Source organism: Treponema sp. TIM-1 (assembly GCF_046533115.1).
Lineage (GTDB): Bacteria > Spirochaetota > Spirochaetia > Treponematales > Breznakiellaceae > JAIRMO01.
This window is the reverse complement of record NZ_JAJQRC010000047.1, coordinates 1-21,701: the sequence shown is the minus strand read 5'-3', so window position 1 is coordinate 21,701 and position 21,701 is coordinate 1. Positions and strand designations below refer to the sequence as shown.

Annotated in this window: 18 protein-coding genes; 15 read left to right on the top strand and 3 right to left on the bottom strand. The window is 53.1% G+C overall.

Going from position 1 to position 21,701, the window contains the following annotated elements:
• The 9 genes from LQZ21_RS13035 to LQZ21_RS12995 form a co-directional block, all read left to right on the top strand.
• A partial coding sequence (locus LQZ21_RS13035; RefSeq protein WP_411044956.1) for a methyl-accepting chemotaxis protein occupies nucleotides 1–599 on the top strand: 599 nt, incomplete at its 5' end.
• A gap of 211 nt (nucleotides 600–810) precedes the next feature.
• Nucleotides 811–1,944: a trans-sulfuration enzyme family protein gene (locus LQZ21_RS13030; RefSeq protein WP_411044955.1), complete on the top strand. Its 1,134-nt coding sequence runs from the start codon at nucleotides 811–813 to the stop codon at nucleotides 1,942–1,944.
• A 48-nt stretch (nucleotides 1,945–1,992) separates the two neighbouring features.
• The gene (locus LQZ21_RS13025) at nucleotides 1,993–3,168 is read left to right on the top strand and encodes a trans-sulfuration enzyme family protein (protein ID WP_411044953.1); all 1,176 of its coding nucleotides are present in this window, start codon (nucleotides 1,993–1,995) and stop codon (nucleotides 3,166–3,168) included.
• A 13-nt stretch (nucleotides 3,169–3,181) separates the two neighbouring features.
• Nucleotides 3,182–3,616 (top strand): RrF2 family transcriptional regulator, encoded by a 435-nt coding sequence (locus LQZ21_RS13020; RefSeq protein WP_411044952.1) that lies wholly within the window; start codon nucleotides 3,182–3,184, stop codon nucleotides 3,614–3,616.
• Nucleotides 3,613–4,047, top strand: coding sequence for an RrF2 family transcriptional regulator (locus tag LQZ21_RS13015; protein ID WP_411044951.1), 435 nt, complete (start codon nucleotides 3,613–3,615; stop codon nucleotides 4,045–4,047). The genes LQZ21_RS13020 and LQZ21_RS13015 overlap by 4 nt, the downstream gene beginning before the upstream one ends.
• 77 nt (nucleotides 4,048–4,124) lie before the next feature.
• A complete protein-coding gene (locus LQZ21_RS13010) occupies nucleotides 4,125–5,792 on the top strand; it encodes an OPT/YSL family transporter (RefSeq protein ID WP_411044950.1) in 1,668 nt (555 codons plus the stop codon).
• 15 nt (nucleotides 5,793–5,807) lie between these two features.
• A complete protein-coding gene (locus LQZ21_RS13005) occupies nucleotides 5,808–7,442 on the top strand; it encodes a response regulator (RefSeq protein ID WP_411044949.1) in 1,635 nt (544 codons plus the stop codon).
• Complete coding sequence (locus LQZ21_RS13000; RefSeq protein WP_411044948.1) at nucleotides 7,429–9,300, top strand: sensor histidine kinase; 1,872 nt, start codon at nucleotides 7,429–7,431, stop codon at nucleotides 9,298–9,300. Before LQZ21_RS13005 ends, LQZ21_RS13000 begins: the two co-directional genes overlap by 14 nt.
• Complete coding sequence (locus LQZ21_RS12995) at nucleotides 9,297–10,325, top strand: substrate-binding domain-containing protein (RefSeq protein WP_411044947.1); 1,029 nt, start codon at nucleotides 9,297–9,299, stop codon at nucleotides 10,323–10,325. The genes LQZ21_RS13000 and LQZ21_RS12995 overlap by 4 nt, the downstream gene beginning before the upstream one ends.
• 146 nt (nucleotides 10,326–10,471) lie before the next feature.
• On the opposite strand, the gene LQZ21_RS12990 is transcribed toward LQZ21_RS12995, so the two are convergent.
• Together LQZ21_RS12990 and LQZ21_RS12985 are read right to left on the bottom strand one after the other, a co-directional pair.
• Nucleotides 10,472–12,001 (bottom strand): response regulator transcription factor, encoded by a 1,530-nt coding sequence (locus tag LQZ21_RS12990; RefSeq protein ID WP_411044946.1) that lies wholly within the window; start codon nucleotides 11,999–12,001, stop codon nucleotides 10,472–10,474.
• Nucleotides 11,994–13,478, bottom strand: a complete 1,485-nt coding sequence (locus tag LQZ21_RS12985) for a sensor histidine kinase (protein WP_411044945.1) — start codon at nucleotides 13,476–13,478, stop codon at nucleotides 11,994–11,996. The genes LQZ21_RS12990 and LQZ21_RS12985 overlap by 8 nt, the downstream gene beginning before the upstream one ends.
• Before the next feature lie 527 nt (nucleotides 13,479–14,005).
• Here LQZ21_RS12985 and LQZ21_RS12980 point away from each other — a divergent pair.
• The 6 genes from LQZ21_RS12980 to LQZ21_RS12955 all read left to right on the top strand — a co-directional run bounded on the left by LQZ21_RS12980 (nucleotide 14,006) and on the right by LQZ21_RS12955 (nucleotide 20,806).
• Nucleotides 14,006–15,031, top strand: a complete 1,026-nt coding sequence (locus LQZ21_RS12980) for a LacI family DNA-binding transcriptional regulator (RefSeq protein WP_411044944.1) — start codon at nucleotides 14,006–14,008, stop codon at nucleotides 15,029–15,031.
• Nucleotides 15,032–15,391: 360 nt separating this feature from the next.
• Nucleotides 15,392–16,732, top strand: coding sequence for an ABC transporter substrate-binding protein (locus LQZ21_RS12975; protein ID WP_411044943.1), 1,341 nt, complete (start codon nucleotides 15,392–15,394; stop codon nucleotides 16,730–16,732).
• A 43-nt stretch (nucleotides 16,733–16,775) separates the two neighbouring features.
• Complete coding sequence (locus tag LQZ21_RS12970; protein ID WP_411044942.1) at nucleotides 16,776–17,660, top strand: carbohydrate ABC transporter permease; 885 nt, start codon at nucleotides 16,776–16,778, stop codon at nucleotides 17,658–17,660.
• Nucleotides 17,653–18,495: a carbohydrate ABC transporter permease gene (locus tag LQZ21_RS12965; protein ID WP_411044941.1), complete on the top strand. Its 843-nt coding sequence runs from the start codon at nucleotides 17,653–17,655 to the stop codon at nucleotides 18,493–18,495. The genes LQZ21_RS12970 and LQZ21_RS12965 overlap by 8 nt, the downstream gene beginning before the upstream one ends.
• Nucleotides 18,496–18,499: 4 nt before the next feature.
• Entirely contained in the window at nucleotides 18,500–19,870 is a 1,371-nt protein-coding gene (locus LQZ21_RS12960) for a family 4 glycosyl hydrolase (protein ID WP_411044940.1), read from the top strand.
• A complete protein-coding gene (locus tag LQZ21_RS12955) occupies nucleotides 19,871–20,806 on the top strand; it encodes a carbohydrate kinase family protein (protein ID WP_411044939.1) in 936 nt (311 codons plus the stop codon).
• Between the two features lie 84 nt (nucleotides 20,807–20,890).
• On the opposite strand, the gene LQZ21_RS12950 is transcribed toward LQZ21_RS12955, so the two are convergent.
• Nucleotides 20,891–21,701, bottom strand: an 811-nt coding sequence (locus tag LQZ21_RS12950; protein WP_486401694.1) for a transposase family protein, incomplete at its 5' end; no start/stop codon positions are given.

Genomic DNA, 21,701 nt, shown 5'->3' with positions numbered 1-21,701 from the left:
AGATCAACGCGGTGATGGAAAACATCGCCAGCCAGACCAACCTGTTGTCCATGAACGCCGCCATAGAGGCGGCCCATGCCGGGGAGGCGGGAAAGGGATTTGCCGTGGTGGCCGATGAGATACGGAAACTGGCGGAGAATTCCGGGGAGCAGTCCAAGACCATTTCCACGGTTCTCAAGAAGATAAAAGATTCCATCGACACAATAACCAAATCCACCGACAATGTGTTGAACAAGTTTGAAGCCATAGACAGCGGGGTCAGGACCGTATCGGAACAGGAAGAGAACATCCGCAGCGCCATGGAGGAACAGAGCGTGGGGAGTAAGCAGATCCTGGAGTCCCTGGGTCAGCTCAACGAGGAGACCCAACTGGTTAAGACCGGTTCTGAGGAAATGCTTGAGGGGAGCAAACAGGTTATCCAGGAGAGCAAAAACCTGGAACTGGCGACCCAGGAGATAACGAGCGGGATGAACGAGATGGCCTCCGGGGCGGACCAGATCAATGTGGCGGTGGACCGGGTGAATACCATCAGCGGGACGAACCGGGAAAACATTCACGTTCTGGTACAGGAGGTTTCGAGATTTAAAGTTGAGGATTGAGGAGCGGTTTACGAAATTGGAGCCTTAAGCGATTTTCTCCGTAATCCGGAGGCTTTCCTGGAGCTTCAGTTTTGGGAAAGTTTCTGGGTGGTTATTATTCCTCTTTTCACTTTTAGGAGATTATCCCAGATCCGCTGATCGGGCATTGATTTTTTTGCGCCGATCTCCTACAATTTATATCGGATTTGAATTAAACCGGAAAGGATAACGGATGAAACGGGGAACCCGCTTAATACATAACGGTCATGAGATGGATCCGGTAACCGGAGCCTTGGGGGTACCCATCGTTCAGACCTCCACCTTTGATCAGGGGGATCTGTCGACACCCCGGGAATTTGATTATGCCCGGTCGGGGAATCCCACCAGAAAGGCCCTGGAGGAGATCATCGCCACCCTGGAGGGGGGCGAGCGGGGCTACGCCTTTGGAAGCGGTATCGCCGCGGTGTCCTCGGTCCTGGGGATCCTCTCGGGGGGGGATCATGTCATCGCCGCGGAGGATATCTATGGGGGGAGTTGGCGGATCCTCAACAACTTTTACCGGCGCTGGGGGCTGGAATGTACGGCGGTGGATGCCTCGGATCCGGAAAATATCCGGAGGGCCATCAAACCCACTACCAAGGCCCTGTTCCTGGAAACCCCCTCCAATCCGCTCCTTAAAATTATTGATCTTAAAACTTGTTTGGGTATAGCCCGGGACGCGGGGCTTATCTCCGTGGTGGATAATACCTTTATGACCCCCTACCTCCAGCGGCCCATAGAGCTGGGGGCGGATGTGGTGGTCCATTCGGCGACCAAATTTTTAGGCGGCCACAGTGATGTGGTGCTGGGCCTGGCGGTTACCCGGACCAAAGAGCTGGGCAAGCGGGTATACGCGGTCCAGAACAGTTTCGGCGCGATCCCCGGTCCTTGGGATGTCTGGCTGGTGATGCGGGGGATCAAAACCCTCAAGGCCCGGCTGGAGGTCCAGGAGGCTTCCGCCCGGCAGCTTGCCCAATGGCTTCTTGATCATAAGAAGGTTAGTGCCGTATTCTATCCCGGTCTTGCGAATCATCCCGGCAGGGAAATTAACGAGGCCCAGGCATCCGGGGCGGGGGCGGTCCTTTCCTTTAGGACAAAAACCGCCGAAGACGCCCTCCGTTTTTTGGCCCAGGTGGAATATGCCGCGGCGGCGGTGAGCCTGGGGGGGGTGGAGACCATCGCCTCCTATCCGGTCAGGATGAGCCATGCCGCCATGCCGGCGGAGGAGCGGCGGCGGCTGGGCATTACCGATACCCTGATCCGAATCTCCGTGGGACTTGAGGATGTGGAGGATCTCATCGCTGATTTTGACCGGGCCCTGGGATGACCGGAGCTTATGAGGAAATATGAAGTTAGTATTTGACAGGAGCCTGCCATGAAAGAAGAACCCCATTGTACCGGCCGCTTGGCCCTGGAAACCCTCCTGGTACATGGAGCGACCCCCTTTGATCCGGTCACCGGCGCGGTGACCACCCCTATTTACCAAAGTTCCACCTTTAGGCATCCGGGGCTGTATGAGTCCACGGGGTATGATTATTCCCGAAGTATCAATCCCACCAGAACGGAGTTGGAGCGTACCCTGGCCCTTATTGAGGGGGGCAGATCCGGCTTGGCCTTTGCCTCGGGTATGGGGGCGATTTCCTCTATTATAAAACTCTTCAAACCCGGGGATCACCTCATCGTTTCCGCGGACCTTTACGGGGGAACCTACCGCCTCTTCCATGAGTATTATGAACACTACGGCTTTTCCTTTTCCTGGGTGGATTCCAGCGATCTCAACCTGGTGGAGGCAAACCTCCGCCCCGAAACCAAGGCTATTTTTATCGAAACCCCCTCCAACCCCATGATGAAGATTACCGATATCCGGCGCTGCGGGGAGCTTATCCATAACCACGGGGGCTATCTTATCGTAGACAACACCTTTCTCTCCCCCTATTTTCAGAATCCCCTCAAGCTGGGGGCGGATCTGGTGGTCCATAGCGGCACCAAATACCTGGCCGGCCATAACGATACCCTTTCGGGCTTTATTGTCCATGATAACGATATTTTTGAGGAACCCCTCCGGAATGCCCAAAAAAGCGAGGGGGCCGCCCTGGCGCCCCTGGACGCGTGGTTGGTACTCCGGGGAATCAAAACCCTGGCCCTACGGATGGAACGGCACCAGTCCAACGCCCTCCGGATCGCCCGGTGGCTCCAGGAGCATCCCCAGGTGGAACAGGTTTTTTATCCGGGCTTTACGGAGCATCCCCAGTACCAACTGTCCTGTTCCCAGGCCCGGGGGCATGGGGGTATGATCTCCTTTTACCTTAAAAACCGGGATGACGTGGCCGTTATTTTACGGAAGGTGTCCCTGATCCTCTTTGCCGAAAGCCTGGGGGGGGTGGAGTCCCTGTTGACCTATCCCCTGGTCCAAACCCACGGGGCAATCCCCGAGGCCATGCGGCTCTCCGCCGGGGTGACTGACCGGCTTATGCGGCTTTCCGTGGGGATCGAAGCTCCCGAGGATATAATCGCCGATTTGGATGCGGCGTTTTCTTATAGTACGATTTAAAAAGGAGTAGTATATGAGAATTTCAACGAAAGGCCGTTATTCCCTGGAAGCCCTTTTGTACATGGCTTTGCTTCCCGATGGGGAGTATTGCAGTACTCGGACCATCGCGGAGCATACCGGTATTTCCGACGGTTACCTGGAACAGCTTTTTATCCCCCTCAGAAAGGCCGGGATAATTCGGGGTATCCGGGGGCCCCAGGGGGGCTATCTTTTGGGGAAGGAGCCGGACACGATCACCGTGGGGGATATTTTGCGGGCCGTGGAAGGTCCCCTGGAGCCGGTGGCTTGTGTGGTAAATTCCATGATCTGTCCCGCGGAAGCCTATTGTATCAGCCGGCATACCTGGAGTGAGCTTTACCACGAGATAAGCGATTGTGTGGATTCCATCACCCTTACGGATCTGGTGGAAGCCTACTATGCCATGGACAGGCTGGAGTACGCCATATGAAAATTTCGACCCGGGGACGTTATGGAATGCGGCTCCTCATCGACTTGGCGGAACATATCGTGGAACCCCATGTGGCCCTGGCCAGTGTGGCGGAACGGCAGAGTATATCCGTCCGTTACCTGGAACAGGTGGCGGTGATCCTCCGGCGATCCGGCTTTATCCGCTCGGTCAAGGGCGCTTCCGGGGGATATGCCCTGGCCCAACGCCCCCAGGATATTGTCATCGGGGATGTCCTGCGGGAACTGGAAGGGGATATGTGGGTGGTTGATCCCCCCCTGCCTGCCGTTTCGGAGACCAAACTCCAGCGCTGCATCCGCCTTACGGTTTTTGATCGCCTCAATGACCGGATTGCCCAGGTGATAGACCGGAAAACGCTGGCTTCGGTGGTGGGGACCGTGGACCCCGATGAGTCCTATATGTATTTCATATAACCCTGCGAAAAAACAGCGGGTAGTTCCGCCCATCCTCAAAAATCATTCGTTGCTGCCAAAGGAGGGATGCTATTGTTATGGAGGAAAAAAACAGCAAAGTAGAATACGCGGTTTCATTTAAAGATCAATTAACGGTACGGGGTATGATCATCGGTGCGGTGGGGGCCGTTATTCTCACCATGAGCTCCATGTATGTGGCCTTAAAACTGGGCGCCCTGCCCTGGCCCATCATCTTTGTTGCCCTGGTCTCCATGTTTTTTTTAAAATTTTTTAAAAAGAGTAATATCAACGAAATCAACGTTACCCATACCGCCATGTCCGCGGGGGCCATGACCGCCGGGGGCCTGGCCTTTACCATTCCGGGTATCTATATGCTGGATAAAAGCGCCCGGGTCAACTTTCTCCAGCTGTTTTTTGTGGTTCTGGGGGGCGTGATCCTGGGACTGATCTTTACCGCCCTTATCCGCAACTATTTTGTGGTCACCAAAAAACTGCCCTATCCCATGGGACAGGCCGCCGCCGAAACCCTTATCGTCGGGGATGAGGGGGGGAAAAAATCAAAGACCCTCTTTTCCTCCCTGGGTATTGCGGGGTTGTTCACCTTTCTCCGGGACGGTATTCCGGCGATTTCGGGCAAAACCATTATCCCCGCGACCCTTATGAACAAAACCATGGTGGGGTTCGGTTCCCTGGGGGGGCTATGGCTTTCCCCCATGCTTATCTCCATAGGCTATATCATCGGCCCCTTGGCCATCGGGGTCTGGTTTCTGGGGGCGCTGATCGGCGATTTCGGCATCCTCATCGGCGGGGTGGCCGCGGGTTTCCTCAGCCCCGGGCTTGCCGCGGGGATCAAAGCTTCCCTGGGGATCGGCCTGATGGTGGGTACCGGCCTGGGGATCATCGTCAAGGGGATCCTGCCCAAGGCCCGGGAGATCTTCGGCCCCCTGTTCAGCAAGCAGGCCATTTCCGGGGGCTTCATCAGCCTCCGCTGGGCGCCCCTGGTCATGGCGCTGCTGGCGATCCTGTTTACCACGGTCTGCGGCATGGGGCTCGTCCCCAGCGTCGTCACGATCCTGGGGGTATGGCTCGCCACGGCCATGTCCGCCCAGGTGGTAGGGCAGTCGGGGATTAACCCCATGGAAGTTTTCGGTATCATCATCCTCCTGGCCGCCAAGGCGGTTTCCTCCATCGGCCAAACCGCCGCTTTTTTTGTGGCCGCGGTGGTGGCCATTGCCTGCGGGCTGGTGGGGGACGTGATGAACGACTTCAAGTCCGGGTATATTTTAAAGTCCGATCCCAAAGCCCAGTGGATAGCCGAATGTATCGGCGGCCTCATAGGGGCCGTGGTTTCGGTGGGTAGCTTTTATATGATCATCACCGCCTACGGGCCCGCGGCCTTTGGTCCCGAGGGAATGTTTGCCGCTCCCCAGGCCGGCGCGGTGGCGGCCATGGTGGGGGGTATTCCCCAGGTACCTGCTTTTATTGCCGGTCTTGCGGCGGGATGTATCCTTTACCTGGTGAATTTTCCGGTGATGACCCTGGGGCTGGGGGTATATCTGCCCTTCTATTTGTCCCTGACCGCCTTTGCCGGCGGGGGGCTCCGTTTTATCCTGGAAAAAGCGGCCCCGGCATGGGATAAAAGGGGGAGCGGACTGATTATCTCCTCGGGCCTTTTGGGGGGCGAGGCGGTTATGGGGGTCATCATCGCCATCTGTCAGGCCGCCGCCGGTCTGGCGCACCTTTAGGGCGTCCCCAAGATTATGAGCCGGTATTCCTTTGTACTGGTAGATGACGAGCCGGAAATCCGGGAGGGGATGCGGGATGCCATTCCCTGGGAAGATCTGGGGTTCTCCTTTGCCGGGGCCTGTGCCAATGGCTTTGAGGCCCTGGAATTGGCCGAGCGGATCCGGCCCGACGTGGTGATGACCGATATCAATATGCCTTTTATGGACGGTTTTGTCTTGACGGACCGGCTGCTTTCGGCGCTGCCCGATACCAAGGTCCTCATCATCTCCGGGTATGATGATTTTGAGTATGCCCGTAAGGCCCTGCGGCTTCAGGTCTACGATTATATCGTAAAGCCCATAACCCCCGGGGAATTCAAAAACGTCCTCGTCAAACTCAAGCAAACCCTGGACGCGGAACAGGAAAGCCGGCGGGACCTGGAGCATATCAAAAAACAGCTGGTCGAAAGCATCCCCCTCCTGCGGGAACGGTTTCTGGTCCACCTCATCGAAGGACGGCCAGACCGAACCGGTATCCCGGAGCAGCTCGCCTACTTTGACCTGCCCCTTCCCCTGGAAGGGGTAGCCTACCAGTGCCTGGTCCTGGACTTTGTCCGCCGCCGGAAGGGGGAAGATTTTCATATTGATCTCATCACCGTGCAGAATATCCTGGAGGAATTTCTTAACTCCCTGGGGCTGGGGCTCCTCTTCCAGGACGGGGCGGACCGGCTGGTAATCCTGCTCTGGGGGAAAAACCGTTCCGGCGTGTACCGGGAGGGCTTAAAAACCGCCGAACTGCTCTGGCATAAGCTCCAATCCCTGCGGTTCAAGGATATCGCCCTGGGGGTAGGGGAGGCGGCGGAGACCCTGGAATCCCTGGAGACCTCCTACCATACCGCCGCCGAGGCCCTGGCCTGGGGCCTGCTCCAGGAGAAGATCGGCCTTACCGCTTACCGGGAAGTGATGGGGAAAACCGAATCCCCGGAAGGGAGGGGCAGCCCCGGCTGGGGCAGGGAGATCGTGTCGGCCCTCAAAATCGGCGCCGGGGAGGAGGCCCGCCGGCATATCCGGGCCATGACGGACTATTTTAAGAACACCCCCCTTACCATAGACGAATACCATAGCAAGCTCCGTCTGGTTTTGGCCGCCCTGTTACAGGGTATGGAGGACATGGAAATTCCCCAAAGGGAAATTTTTCCTCCCCCTTCGGATCCCTTTGCGGATATCAAACAGCTTAAAAACCTGGACGAGGTCCGGGACTGGTTTTTCCTCCTGGCGGATACCATCGGTTCCTATACCAGTACCCGGCAGGAAAATTTTGCCCTGGTTAAGGTCCGGGAAGCCCTGGACTATTTGGAGACCCATTACGATGATCCCGCCCTTTCCCTCCAGGGCCTGTGTAAAAAACTCGACATCAGTACCAGTTATTTCAGCGCCGTCTTTAAAAAACACCATGACAAAACCTTTGTGGAGGAACTGACCGCTATCAGGATCCGTAAGGCCATGGAACTGCTGCGGACCACGGACCTGATGACCTACGAGATTGCCGAAAAAATAGGTTACCGGGACCCCCATTATTTTTCCTTAAGTTTCAGGAAATCCACGGGGCTTACCACCACGGAATACCGGAATGCCCATACCGGTTCCAGGATAACCCATGTCCGGCCGTAACGGGGGGCCCCTCACGGTCAAGCCGAGGTTCCAAAGCATCCAGGTTACCATCGCCCTGGCCTTTACGGTCCTGTTGGTGATCGTCATTGTGGGGGCCATCCTTATCGCCTTTGGGGTAACCGAGGAAACCGTCCGGATCACCTCCCGGCGTTACACCCAGCTCCTGGTCCGGCAGATTGCCAACAACATCGAATTTTATATCGACTATATGAACTCGATCTCCGCCTTTGTGGAGGCCGACGGCAGCGTGCGGGAATACCTGGGGGCGGCCTCCGACGCGGAACGGGAAGCCGCTGCGGAACCGGTCCGGTCGGTCCTGACGGTGATGACCACCACCCGGAATGATATTTCCCTGATCGGGGTATTCGGTTACCGGGGGGGCTTTGTCACCCAGGACCGGGAAAACGCCCTGAACCCCGTGGCGGATCCCCTGCGGCAATCCTGGTACACCGCGGCCCGGGAAGCCCGGGGGGGCTCGGTGGTCTCCTCCTCCCATATACAGAACATCATCAAAGGCCAGTACCGCTGGGTCATTTCCCTTTCCCGGGAGATCATCGACGAGGAGACCGGCCGGGGCCTGGGGATACTTTTGGTGGACCTCAACTTCCGGATCATTGACCGGATCTGCAGTTCTATCCAACTGGGGGAACGGGGGTATATCTTTGTGGTGGACCGGCGGGGGGACATCGTCTATCATCCCCAGCAGCAGCTCCTCTACGGCGGCCTTAAAACCGAAAACATCCGCCGGATTATCGATGAGACCACGGGCTATTTTCCCGGGGATGATGAGGACCGGGACAAATTTTACAGTGTGGAGACCATGTATTCCACGGGCTGGAAGGTGGTAGGGGTAAATTACCGGAGTGAATTTGTGGAAAACCGCAGCGCCATCCGGCGGAGTTATACCTTCTGGGGTCTTTTCTTTTTGATCGCCTCCATGGCTATTTCCCTATTCATCTCCCAGCGTATATCCAAACCCATCAAAGAACTCCGCCGGTCCATGCAGGCGGTGGAACAGGGCAACTTCGATATCCTGGCGGATATCCATTCCTCCAACGAGATCGGGGAATTGGGGAAGGACTTTAACATCATGGTGGGAGAAATAAAGGAGCTCCTCAGGCGGGTTACCCTGGAACAGGAACAGAAGCGGAAAAGCGAACTCAAGGCCCTGCAGATGCAGATCAACCCCCACTTCCTCTACAATACCCTGGACTCGGTGATCTGGATGGCCGAAGGGGGCAAACAGGCGGAGGTGATCGCCATGAGCTCCGCCCTGGCCCGGCTTTTCCGCCTCTCCATCAGCAAGGGGAAGGAAATAATCGATGTCGCCTCCGAGATTGAGCATGTTAAGAATTACCTGACCATCCAGAAGATCCGGTACAAGGACCGGCTGGATTACCGGATCGAGGTGGAGGAGGAGATCAAATCTTTTCAGATCGTCAAGATCATCCTGCAGCCCCTGGTGGAAAACGCCATTTACCACGGGATAAAAAATAATTCCGTCGCGGGGACCGTGGTTATTTCCGGCTGCCGTACGCCAACAGGCATGGATCTGGTGGTCCGGGATGACGGGATCGGAATGAACGGCGCCACCCTGGAAAAACTCCGCCGCAAGCTCCGCGGCTCCCCGGACCGGATCCGGGGGGAGAATGACGAAACCACAGCCGAAGACCCCTCCGACGATACCCGCGATGAGGGGGGCGATGTGCCCGGCAGCGGCGTCGGGGTCCGCAACGTGGATGAACGGATCAAACTCTACTTTGGCGGCGATTACGGTCTTGAATTTGAAAGCCGGGAGGATGAGGGAACCACGGTGTTCATCCACCTTCCGGCCATAAAAAAGGAGTTTGACCGATGAACGAGGCAGACCACATGAACGTCCCCGGGGACGACCGAAGCCCCAAGGGTTTCGGCGGTCTCATTCCGGTCCTGCTCCTCCTGATATTCCTGGGGGGAAGCCTGGGCATCTTCTTCCTGGTCCGCACCCCCCCGGAACAGGAGATTCGGGTTACCGCGGTGATAAAGGCCATTGCCAATGATTCGGAATTTTGGGAGGTCCTTAAAACCGGTATGCGGGCCGGGGCGACTGAATTCGGCCTCCGCCTGGATATTCAGGGGCCCTGGGCCGAGAGCGATGTGGACGGCCAGATCCGGATCGTAGAAAACATCCTCGCCACGGATCCCCCCACGGTCCTGGTCCTGGCGGCGGCGGACTATACCCGGCTGGCGCCTCTGGTGGAAAAGGCCGTGTCCATGGGGGTCAAGGTGATAGCCATGGATTCCGGGGTGGACAGCAGCCTTCCCCATACCTTTGTCGCCACCGATAATGTAGAGGGCGGGGGAAAGGTCGCCGTCGAGATGATCCGGATCCTCGAACCCGGTCGGAAGCTGGCAATCCTCAGCCATGTCCGGGGCACCACCACCGCCATAGACCGGGAGCGGGGAGTCCGGGAGGTTTTGGAGAAAGACGGCCGTTACCCGATTCTTGGTACCTGGTTTACCGATAACTTCGCGGATCGGGCCTATGCCATCACCATGGAACTCCTGAAGGAGTACCCCGATCTGGGGGGTATCCTGACGATGAATGAGATCTCCACCATAGGCGCTGCCCAGGCCCTGCTGGACTCGGGCGCCGCCGGAAAGGTCCGGCTTGTGGGCTTTGACAACCCCCTGGGGAGGATCAACCTGATTGAGGAGGGGATCATCGCCGCCGTGGTCATCCAGAAGCCCTTCAATATGGGCTACCTCGCGGTCCGGGCCGCCCGGGACGCCGCGGAAAACCGCAGCCTGCCCCCCTTTATCGATACCGGCTCGGTGCTTATCACCGCGGAAAACCTCTACGAGCCGGAGAACCAGAAACTGCTTTTTCCCTTTGTGGATTGAGGGGATAGTACTAATCCCTAACTCCGCCTAAATTAGGCTGCCTATTTTAAGCCGCAAATCATCATAATTCTTTATTCAACAAAGAATTAAAGAATATAGGCAACCTAATCTGAGCGGAGTTAGGGTTTAAATCTAAGGTTACTGTTTCAAAAATGAAGTTTTGAAACAGCCTTGTTCTCCTTTTTTTTCCACTCCCGGGGGGAAAGGCCGGTATGCTTTTTAAAGATAAAACTGAAGTAGTGGGGATCGCTGAACCCCGTTTCAAAGGCAATGTCGGCGTTTTTCATGCCCGTGGTGGAAAGCAGATGCTTTGCCCGTTCAATCCTCACCTTGGTAAGGTACTCGATAAAATTCTCGCCCGTTTCCTGGGAAAAGACGGTACTGAGATGATTGGGGCTTATCCCCACATGGGACGCCACCGTATGCAGGGATATATCCTGATCCCCGTAATTGCGCTCTATGTAGTCCTTGGTCTTCAGGATCACCGACTGGTATCTGCCCTCGGTCCGGGATTCCCGGAATTCGATGACCGCGTAGCAGAGGGCCCGGATCTTTTCATAGAACATCTCCCGGGAATTGATGATCTCCCGAATCTCGTTTTGCTGAAGGCTAAAGGGTATGATCTGTTTGATATCCCCCCCCAGTTCCTCAATGATTTTCGAGGCCCCCACGATGATATCCCCAAAGATATAGTATTCCAGCATCTGGTTTTCGCCGCTTTTTTCTCCCAAAAGGTCCGCGTAGCCCTTGATAATGGAATCCACATCCTTTCCGGAGGCATATTTGAGCCGTGCCACCAGGGGGTCCGTCTCGATGTTGAGGAGTCCCGTCGGATCAAAATTCCCTTCCCCGGCAAGACTCCGTTCGTCGGCGATCCGGGCAAGCCCCAGGGCAATGGAGTAGAGCGACTCTTCCATGGATTCTTCCGTCTTTTTGGCGCCGGCGGCCTCGGCCCCGGAGGGGAGCGGAGGATTTTCCCTGATCAGCATGACGTACTTTTTTTCATCCGCCGGGAAAAGCAGCACATTCGAATATTTTTCCGTTATGGATTTGATGATCGCTTTAACCGAAAGCAGGGGAGGGGACTTCCCGGCGGAATCCGGGGGGAGGACGATACCGACCACCGCCGCGATATAGGACCGGGCTATCAGATCGAGTCCCAGTTCCCGGGCCTGCTCTATGGTTTCACCGGGGGGAATCCTGCCGTGGACAAAATCGAGGAGCCACCGTTCCCGCAAAATATCCGCGTGGGACTGGACCTGTTTTTTAAGGTGTTCAATACTGAGGAGTTTTTCTTTTTCCTCATCGATCCGGGCGGCGATTTTGTCCAGGGCGGCGATCATGTCCTGGGAGGATACGGGCTTGAGAAGGTACTCCTCAACGCCGATGGAAATGGCCTTCCGGGCATACTCAAATTCGTCGTGCCCCGAAAGGATGATGATCTTTATCCAGGGCAGGGTCTTTTTCACGATCCGGCAAAGGGTAAGGCCGTCCATAAAGGGCATCTTAATATCGGTAATCAGAATATCGGGTTTCAGATCCATGATGATGGAAAGGGCCATCTCGCCGTCCGGGGCTTCCCCCGCCAGGGTGTAGGGGGCTTTATCCCAGGGGATGCTGTTCCGTATCCCTTCCCGGACGACAATTTCATCTTCCACCAGAAAGACCTTATACATTGCGGTTTTCTCCGGGTATCTTCAGGGTAACCACGGTCCCTTCCCGGTAAACGCTGTTTATCTCCAGAAGGTCCCGGCAGCCGTAGTACAGTTCCAGGCGCCTGCTTACATTGTAAAGGCCGTAAATAGTGGTCTGGGCGTCGGGGGCCGGGGGCTTACGCAGTTGGCTCCTGATGTTTTCAAGCTGCTCCCCGGTAATGCCGATGCCGTTATCGGTAATGCTGAACCAGAGAAAACCGGCTTCCTGCCGGCCCTGAACCCGGATCATCCCCGGGCCCCGTTTGTTTTTTATGCCGTGGTAGAGGGCGTTTTCCACCAGGGGCTGGAGCAGGAGTTTCAGGATGATCTTTTCCCCCATATCCTGTTCATATTCGATGGAATAATCAAGAATGTCCCGGTAGCGTATCTTCTGGATGGTCAGGTAACTTTCAATATGTTTAAATTCATCGTGAATCGTTACCCATTCGCTGCCCTGGTTCAGGGAAATGCGGAAAAAATTGGAAAAGGCCCGGGTAATGGAAACCACCTCTTCGTAGTGCTTTCCCTCCGCAAGCCAGATGATGGAATCCAGGGTGTTGTACAAAAAGTGGGGCGTTATCTGGGCCAGGAGCGCCTTCATCTCGGATTTCTGCCGGTGCTGCTGTTCCCGGATATTGTCTTCCAGCAGGGTCTTTATCTTTTCCGCCATAAAGTTCAGGTTTTCGGTAAGGCTGTGGAATTCGGCAATCCGGGGAGCCCGGGCCCGGGCGCTGAGATCCCCCCCGGCAACGTGGTTTGACCAGGAGACCAGGGCGCCGGTGGCCCGTTCTATATTGGAAGATACGGATATTTGCACCAGTACCGAAAAGACCGTGGCAAGAACCATTACCCCCAATTCGATACCGCCGATGATAAGGGCCCGGCGCTTGATCTCCTCGTTGGCCGCCGAGGCGGATTCAATTTCCCGGACGATAAAATCCTGCAGTATTTCCGATATCAGGAGGGACACCCCCCGGATCTCGTCCAGGATACGCTCGTTTTCCACCACCGGAAAGGAGTTTTCCATCTGGCTGCCCAGGCGGTCCACATAACGGGTCAGGGTATTTATCGCCCGGCCGGCCACCTCCAGCAGCTGCCGGTTTTCCGTTCCCACCGTGGTACTTTTAATGTCATTTAAGCGGTCGTTGATGTCGCCGATGATCCCGTACTGGCTTCCCTGGGCAAAGGATTTATTGCCCGCCACGATATCCCACAACTCGTTGGCAATATCGGCCTTTACGATCTGGTTCAGGCGGTTGGCCTTGCTGACATTACGTATCAGCCGGTCGTAACTGACGGTGTTTAACATGGAAACGATGAGGCTTACCGACAGGGGGATCAGCATAACCCCGATAATAACCACGTGGGATGCCTTTATGGTTCCCTTGATGCTGGAAGCGGGATTTCCGCCGGGGAAAAAGGACCGTACCCGGTCAAACAAGCCGCCCTGACGAGCCACTTCAGTATCCCCTTGGTTCGAGGGTCGACAGATCTTCCCCCTCGTAAAATATCTGTTCCTCTACATGAATAAGGGGCTCTATGTGCTCCCCCCGGGCCAAGCCGGTTCCGGAATTTTTCCAGCAGAAATCTCCCCGCGTTCCGGCCCTCCTCGATGCTGTCGGTTCCGATATAACCCGCATAGAGACTTTTATCCCGTATTTTGTACGGCGCCCTGCCATGCTACATCAGTAATGCTCAGTTCAAGATAACCACGAATTACTCGAACAAGGGGGAATAATTAACCACGAACGACACGAACATCACGAAGTTTTGCTTCGATATTCCGGAATTTATACCTGAATTCTCTTCTTTGTTCGTGGGAAAGCAGGAAAGAACTATCGGTGAAAACGCCAATTTGCCTTTGTTTCTGTTCGTGTGGTTCGTGGTTTTTCTGTCCTTTGTTGAAACTGGGATGTCGCATTGCCAAGTATTGACAAGTCAATGGCAAAGATATACGGTATATAAAAAACCAATACGGAAAGCGGTATGATCACCATAAAACAAATTGCTGTTCTTGCCAAGGTGAGTCCCACTACGGTATCTAATGTTATTCATGGTAGAACTGATGAGATGACTCCGGAAACGCTGCAACGGGTACAACGGGTTATTAAAGAGAACGATTATGTTTCTAACATGAGCGGACGCAGCCTGGCGAAATACGGATCAAAAATAATTGCCGTTGTCAAAATCGAAAAAAACCGGAAGGGTGACAGTATGACCCATGATCCCTTCTTTGCTGAAATTATCGGGACCATTGAGCGTGAAGTAAGAACAAGAGGCTATTTTATGATGCTTTATGTATCCGCCGATGTTGATGAGTGTCTGCATATGGTGAAGGCCTGGAATGTGGAGGGGATGATAATATGCGGATGTGGAGCCGATGGCTGTACGCAATTTGTGCGGAGTTCTGAGGTCCCGGTTGTTTTTATAGACGGTTATTTCCATAATGATGGTTTACCATATGCCAATATAGGCGCGGATGATTTTCATGGCGGTTATGTAATGACCGAATACCTGATACAACAGGGGCATAAACGTATTGCTTTTCTGGCGGATTTTCAAAAGCTCCAGGGGGAGTATGCGGCCCGCAGAGCGGGATATAAAAAAGCCTTAAAAAAACACGGGATACCATTTTTGCCGGAAGATTATATTTATATCAATAATGATTATCAAAAACGGCACAAAGATTACCGGAATTCCACCGGAGGAAAATTATACGGCTACACGGCCCTGTTTTTTGCATCTGACTTTTTGGCCGCCGATTATGTCAATCTTCTGAGTGACGATGGCATACATATCCCCGGGGATATATCGGTATGTGGATTTGACGACAATTTATATGCAGTACAAACAAGACCACGGCTTACGACCATTCATCAGGATGTGCCCTTAAAGGCTTTTCATGCGGTGGAACAAATTCTCCGTATGATCCGTCGAGAGCCGGTAGCTGAATACCGGATTATTTTACCGGTGTCGTTGGTTATTAGGGATAGTGTAAAAAAACTGAATTAGGGTAAAATCCGCTGCGAATTCACAAAAAGAGCGGTATTTGCGATTACCGGTTAAAATATGGGTAACCGTTCACGGGTATTTCCGGATATAGTGTACTATCGTTTCTATGCCACTATATGTAGCGTATATTACCATGCTCAAATTTTTGAAAACGCTATATATGGAGTATATACTGATAGTATAACCCCATATATAGGGTCCATGAACGGTTACCCATATGGCAGCCCTTATCCGTGTTCCGATCTGAAAAAATATAAAAAAATATCAAAAAATGCTTGACAGGGCGGTGATTCCGGTCTATTATAACTGTAACGTAACAGTATAACTGTTACGTTACAGTAAATGAATTTGGAGGTTAATATGGACAGGTGGGGAAGCGATAATAAGCGGGATATCATGAAACGATTTTGGAAAGTTTGTGCGGTGTTTTGCACCATTATTGCGGTATTTACCGGTACCGGGTGCGGTAACAAAAAAGATGACGGCAAGATTCATCTTAAAGTTATCAACTATCATGTGGGTACGGATTTTGGCGCGCCCTATTTTAATCATCTCTTCACGGAGTTTGTCAAAACCGAAGCCGGCAAAGATGTGGTGTTTGACTTTGAAGAAATGCCCACCACGGATGCCTACAATCAAAAATTGAGGCTCCTCATATCATCCGGAGACCTGCCCGACATCGTGCTTACCGGCGGAAATAATTATACTGAAATGGCGGCGCGGGCGGGAAAAATTGCCGACCTTACCCCTTATTTCGACGCCGACCCTGCCTGGAAGAGTCAGTTTGATCCCAAATCGCTTGACTTTGCCACGGTGGACGGGAAGATATACGCCGTTCCTATGGCGAAGGAGATTACCTATATCTATTACAATAAGGAACTTTTCCGCCAAGCCGGCATTACACCGCCTGAAGTTGCGTGGGAGACTTGGGAAGATTTTTTTACGGCCTGCGAAACCTTTAAGTCAAAGGGCATCATCCCCATAGGGATGGATACCGCCGATTTCGGATGGCTTTCCAATCTGTGGTTTTCGGCGCTCATCGGAACAAATGGCAAGGCGGGTAATGATTGGATGAACCTGATGTATCCCACAGATTATACTATACCCGAGGTAATCAGCGCCGCCGAGAAATTGCAAAAGATGCTTTCGGATTATACTACAACCGACGCGATGGGGGGGAACTATGACACCATGGCGACCCATTTCTTCAACGGCGAAGTTGCCATGCTCCCAAACGGTCCATGGATGATACCGGATATCCGCAACGAAGAAAAAGCGCCGAATAAGTTTTACGAGAAGGTTGGGGTGATGCTCATGCCCAAATACGGTATGACGATGACGCCCCAGCCCGGCGATATGGTCGGCGCGAAGGATAAAGCAAAGATTGACGCCGCGGTGGAATTCCTCAAATTCGAATCGTCGCTTAAAAATCAGGTGGCAGCCCTCGAAATGGCCGGCCTGCAGCCTGAATCGCCCAAGGTGGAAGTCCCCGATTCGTTACGGGAAGCCGATCCGCTTCTAGCCCAGGTGCTTGACATCCAAGCCAAGGCGATGATTACCTACGGCCAGAATCAGATTCTGTGGTATCAGAATACCTTGGATGCCTTTTCGCTTCAATTACCGGAGTTGGGCAACGGAAAAATAGACGCCCCTGCTTTCTGTGCAAAACTGAGTGAAGCGGCGCTTAAAAGCGTCAATTAAGAAAAATCGCGGGCTCGAAGAGAGCCTGCGGGGGAGGATAAGAATGATAAAGCATAAAACGCTATGGATAACTCTCTTTGTGCTTCCCTGTGCGCTTCTCTTCTCGATTATATACGCGGTTCCCATTACGACGGTATTTCTTACATCCTTTACAAAATGGACGGCGTTCATTCGCCCCTCTTTTATCGGCCTAAAAAACTATCTTGAGCTCCTTTCGCCCAAGTCTGATTTTTGGCCTGCGGTCAGGAATACGCTTATATGGGTCATGTTACAAACAACGGTTCATTTGGGAACGGGACTCATTGTCGCGCTGATACTCTACCGCCGTCCTGCCGGATGGAAGGCGATGCGGACCATATATTTGATACCCAATATCATCCCGACCGCGGCAATGGGGGTTATGTTCTTGCTGCTCTTAAATCCTCAATTTGGAATCGTAAAATCGCTTTTTGTCTTTCTTGGCATAGGCACGGCCAGGATTCCCAACCTTTTTGGCAATTCAGATTATTCTTTTGTCACCGTTACGATGACCTGGATATTCTACTCGGCATTTAACACGACCATATTTATCGCTGAAATCGGCGCTATTCCTACCGAAATTTATGAATCGGCACATACCGACGGCGCAAAGTGGTGGCAGATTGATATGTACATAACGCTGCCCCTTTTGAAGAATTCGTTAAAGACCTGCGTGATCCTCGCCGCGGTTGCCATGGTTTCGCATTTCGATGTGATATATGTAACAACCAAGGGTGGGCCGGGAGTTTCAACATTAAATCTTCCCATACTGCTCCACAAGACGGCGTCGCTGCAGTCTAATTACGGACTTGCAAATACGATAGGTGTATTTCAGATAATCATAGGCATTGCGCTTGTAGTGATTATAAACCTCCTTTTCCGCATAAAAAAGGATACCCTTGATGCGTAAACATACAAATGCCATTACTTTCGTTCTGGCAGTCCTCAAATATGCGTTTCTTATACTTATGGCGGCGATTTCTCTGGGGCCGCTCCTCTGGGCCTTTATAAGTTCTTTTAAGAGCTATGCGGAGATTAATTCGTCCGCCCTATCGTTTCCATCGGTGTTACGCTTCAAAAATTATGCCGATGCGTTCAAATACGCCCCGATAGGAGAATTCTTTTTGAACAGCATCATCATCGTATGTTCAAGCATCATACTCACCCTGTTTTGCGTGTGTCCATGCGCTTATGTGGTATCGCGGTTTAAGTTTAAGGCTGGTGCTATTATCGTATTCTTTATATCGGTAGCATTGCTCCTCCCCGCACAGGCCCTCTCCCAGCCGCTTTTTACCCTGTTGAATGCCCTGTCAATATTTGATACGAAGCGGGGGCTTATATTTGTGTATTCAGCCTTCGGTATTCCCATTACGTTTTTTATTATGGCGAGCTATTACCGGACCATACCTAAAGAGATGGAAGAAGCGGCGTATATCGACGGCGCTGGTTTTTTCCGGACCTTCGGCAGCATGGTGCTGCCCCTTGCAAAACCGGGTATCATGACCGCGGCGATTCTCCAGTTTATCAACACATGGAATGAATTTTACTTTGCGTTGATATTGACCAGTGGGAAGACGGCGAGAACCATACCAATTGCGTTAAACTATTATTTGGGAACCTTCGCAAACAACTATGCAGCGCTGTTTGCGGCGGTTATGATGACGGTCCTCCCCACTATCGTTGTATTCATCATAGCGCAGGATCAGGTCACTGAAAGTCTTACCGCAGGAGCGGTAAAAGGATGAAAAAATGAAAATAACAGTTATCGGCGGGGGCGGAGTACGCTCGATGTTTCTCGCCGTAAGTATTGCGCGGCGGGCTGAGGCCCTTGGCATAACGCAGGTCGTATTTATGGATAACGACGAGGAAAAACTCCGTATTTTCGGCGCCCTCGCCATGCGCGCTGCCAGGCGGATCAAGCCGGCGCTTGATTTTCTACTCACCACCAGCGCGGAGGCGGCGGTCAAAGATGCCGATTATGTCATCACGACCATAAGGCCGGGGGGTGACCTGGCGCGGGTCGAAGACGAGCGGATTGCGCTTTCCTGCGGCGTGATAGGCCAGGAGACAACCGGCGCGGCGGGCTTTTCCTTTGCCATGCGGACGATTCCCGTGCTTGCGCATTATTGCCGGCTTATCAAACAGCATGCAAAAAAAACCGTAAAGGTGTTCAATTTTACCAATCCCGCGGGACTTGTTTCACAGGCGCTCCGTGATATGGGTTTTGATTTCACCTACGGCATCTGTGACGCGCCCAGCGGTATGCTCCGTCAACTTACAAAAGTGTATGCGCAAAAAGCAGCGGACACCATGAGCATGAAGGTCTATGGACTTAATCATCTTTCATTCTTTGAAGAGATAACCCTTAATGGTAAAGATATTACTGCGGAGATCATCCATGATGAGCGCATATATAGTGAAACCGACCTGCGCTTTTTCGAACCGGAGTTGGTTCATCATTTGGGCTGCATCCCCAATGAATATCTTTACTATTATTATTATCCTGAAAAGGCGCTGGTGAATATACAGGCTGCTTCCGGAACGCGCGGTGAAGTGATAAGGGATATAAACACCGGCATGATGAGCGAGCTTTCATCAAAAAACATGCTTGACGCCTCCGAAGCCGAGATAGACGGGTGTCTTGCTATCTACGAAAAATGGTATGGTAAGCGCGAAAACGCCTACATGTCGCAGGAAACGGGCGTGCGTCGGGGTACATCGTGGACCCTCAAGCAGGACGAAGGCGGCTATGCGGGGGTCGCCCTCAATTTTATCGACATTGAATCCGGCAAGAACGCATCCGCCTCAGGCATGGTTTTGTGTATTCCCAATGACGGCGCGATTCCCGGTTTGGCCGCCGATGACATTGTTGAGATTAGTTGTGAAATTAAGCATGGCAAAGCGTTCCCTCACCACTTCAACGCCATAGAACCCGCCCACTTTGAGCTTATCCGCCGCGTAAAGAGTTATGAACGCCTTGCGTCCAAAGCAATCATAAATAAAGATGTCAAGGGTGCTGTCGACGCGCTTATGCTGCATCCGCTGGTGGGTTCATATTCGGCGGCGCGTACTTTGGCGCGCAGGTATTTCACGGCGAATGCCGGGTATGGCGGAAAGTAAATGACCCCTTTTGTTGCCGGTGTTGGTTCGGCGAATATCGACCTCATGTTTTCCGGGCTTCCGCGTTTACCCAATGAAGGAGAGGAGCTTTACGCGGACGAATTCTCGATACACCTGGGCGGCGGGGTATTGGGTACACTGCTCAATGTGTCAAGGCTTGGTATCCCTGTCCGCGCGGGAACCTATCTGGGGGATGATATTTTTTCGCGTTTTGTATTAAAAAAATTGGAAGCGCTGCCTATAACGATAAGGAACCTCTATAAAACGGACTGTGGCGCGATTCCGATCAATATAAGCGTTGCCGCGATCACCCCGCAGGACAGAACCTTTCTTTCGTATACCGATAAAAAAGCGCCCACCGATAATGAATTACAGGCGGTATTCGAAATCTGCCGGGGGGCCCGCATTGTTGATATGCAGATGGGATATATCGAGGTGTGCCGTAAACTTAAAGAGGAAGGGGCCATGCTGATTTTTGATATGGCATGGGAAGATACGGTACCCCGTTCGGTTTATGAATCCTATCTTGAGCTTGCCGATTATTGGACGGCAAACCGGCAGGAAGCCCTCAAGTTTACCGGCTGTAAAGATGTCTCGAGCGCGGCCCGTGTTCTGCGCAACTGGCTTAAAACACCGCTTATAAAACTTGATGCCGCAGGCTGCCTTATCTACAACGGCGGGGAACGTATTATCCCGCCTATAGGTGAGTTTACCCGTATCGATTCAACGGGCGCGGGGGACGCATTTCGTGCCGGCCTCATCTATGGCTTATATCACCAAATGCCGATAGAAGACGCGGTACTTATGGGTAACATCACCGGCGGAAAATGCGTAACCGCCAAGGGCGCCCTCTCCGCGTTTGTCTCTGAATCCGAACTACGGTACTTTTTCGAAAAATACCGTGGTATCGTCACTGATGAAGAGCATAGGGCGTAAAAAGGACGGAATACCTCATTTTTTTTCTGTCAATAACGAGGGATTCGTTCACCCCTTAATGGAACTAATTCACCGGGGAAACGTTCACCCCCCCGCAGTCCTATCGGCAAGCTCGGGGACTTTTACATCGGCGAAGAAGGAATCGTGAATGAGCCATTTGGTAACCTGTGGCAGATGAGATGTTTTGTCTTTATTCAGGAAGTCCAGAAATTTTACCCCGTAATACGTTTTGTCGTAATACGCTTTAAAGCCGATTTTTTCACTGAACAGAAACACGATATGTTTCTTAACCGGTGGCTTGGGACTGTCAACCTGAAAGGTGTAATTATGAAACGAGAAACAGCCACAGTTATCTGTTTTGCGGTTGTATTTGGCGGCAAGCAGGGTATCAAGGTCGAAGGTTACCGGGAGGGGCGCAAAAGCGGTTGTATCCGGGTAAGCCGCCTTCCGGTGGAAGCGCTGAGTAAACTCCCTGATGAAACGGGGGAGGGCGGCGTTAGCCTGTTCCCTGGTGGTAATGCCGTTCAGAGCAAACCAGACGGGCAGGCGGCTTTGCAGGGTCTCCCACAGCCGTTCAATACGCCCTTTGGCTTGCGGGCTTCCCACGGGAATAAGATCACAGCCTAAGGTTTCCGCGATATAGCCGAATTGGGTTTTATCCAGGGTTTTCCCGGCCAGTTGCTCCTCAATCGACCAGTGTTCCGGCTTTTTGGTATTGACGAAATATACCCCTATTCGGTCGGCATAGAGGGCTTCAGGCACTCCATACGCAGGTAAAACCGCCCGAAATGCCTCAAAATATCTCTGCAGACACTCATGTTCGCACAGGTACAGCCCCAGAATGTCTCCGGTTGCGTCATCCTGAAAGCCATGTAGGGCGTATTGGACGCCCAGA

Coding starts and splice junctions, on each gene's coding strand:
- LQZ21_RS13000 (WP_411044948.1), top strand. CDS start 7,429: ATGTCCGGCCGTAACGGGGGGCCCCTCACGGTCAAGCCGAGGTTCCAA.
- LQZ21_RS13030 (WP_411044955.1), top strand. CDS start 811: ATGAAACGGGGAACCCGCTTAATACATAACGGTCATGAGATGGATCCG.
- LQZ21_RS12965 (WP_411044941.1), top strand. CDS start 17,653: ATGCGTAAACATACAAATGCCATTACTTTCGTTCTGGCAGTCCTCAAA.
- LQZ21_RS12990 (WP_411044946.1), bottom strand. CDS start 12,001: ATGTATAAGGTCTTTCTGGTGGAAGATGAAATTGTCGTCCGGGAAGGG.
- LQZ21_RS12955 (WP_411044939.1), top strand. CDS start 19,871: ATGACCCCTTTTGTTGCCGGTGTTGGTTCGGCGAATATCGACCTCATG.
- LQZ21_RS13010 (WP_411044950.1), top strand. CDS start 4,125: ATGGAGGAAAAAAACAGCAAAGTAGAATACGCGGTTTCATTTAAAGAT.
- LQZ21_RS12975 (WP_411044943.1), top strand. CDS start 15,392: ATGGACAGGTGGGGAAGCGATAATAAGCGGGATATCATGAAACGATTT.
- LQZ21_RS12995 (WP_411044947.1), top strand. CDS start 9,297: ATGAACGAGGCAGACCACATGAACGTCCCCGGGGACGACCGAAGCCCC.
- LQZ21_RS12980 (WP_411044944.1), top strand. CDS start 14,006: ATGATCACCATAAAACAAATTGCTGTTCTTGCCAAGGTGAGTCCCACT.
- LQZ21_RS13005 (WP_411044949.1), top strand. CDS start 5,808: ATGAGCCGGTATTCCTTTGTACTGGTAGATGACGAGCCGGAAATCCGG.
- LQZ21_RS13020 (WP_411044952.1), top strand. CDS start 3,182: ATGAGAATTTCAACGAAAGGCCGTTATTCCCTGGAAGCCCTTTTGTAC.
- LQZ21_RS13015 (WP_411044951.1), top strand. CDS start 3,613: ATGAAAATTTCGACCCGGGGACGTTATGGAATGCGGCTCCTCATCGAC.
- LQZ21_RS13025 (WP_411044953.1), top strand. CDS start 1,993: ATGAAAGAAGAACCCCATTGTACCGGCCGCTTGGCCCTGGAAACCCTC.
- LQZ21_RS12960 (WP_411044940.1), top strand. CDS start 18,500: ATGAAAATAACAGTTATCGGCGGGGGCGGAGTACGCTCGATGTTTCTC.
- LQZ21_RS12970 (WP_411044942.1), top strand. CDS start 16,776: ATGATAAAGCATAAAACGCTATGGATAACTCTCTTTGTGCTTCCCTGT.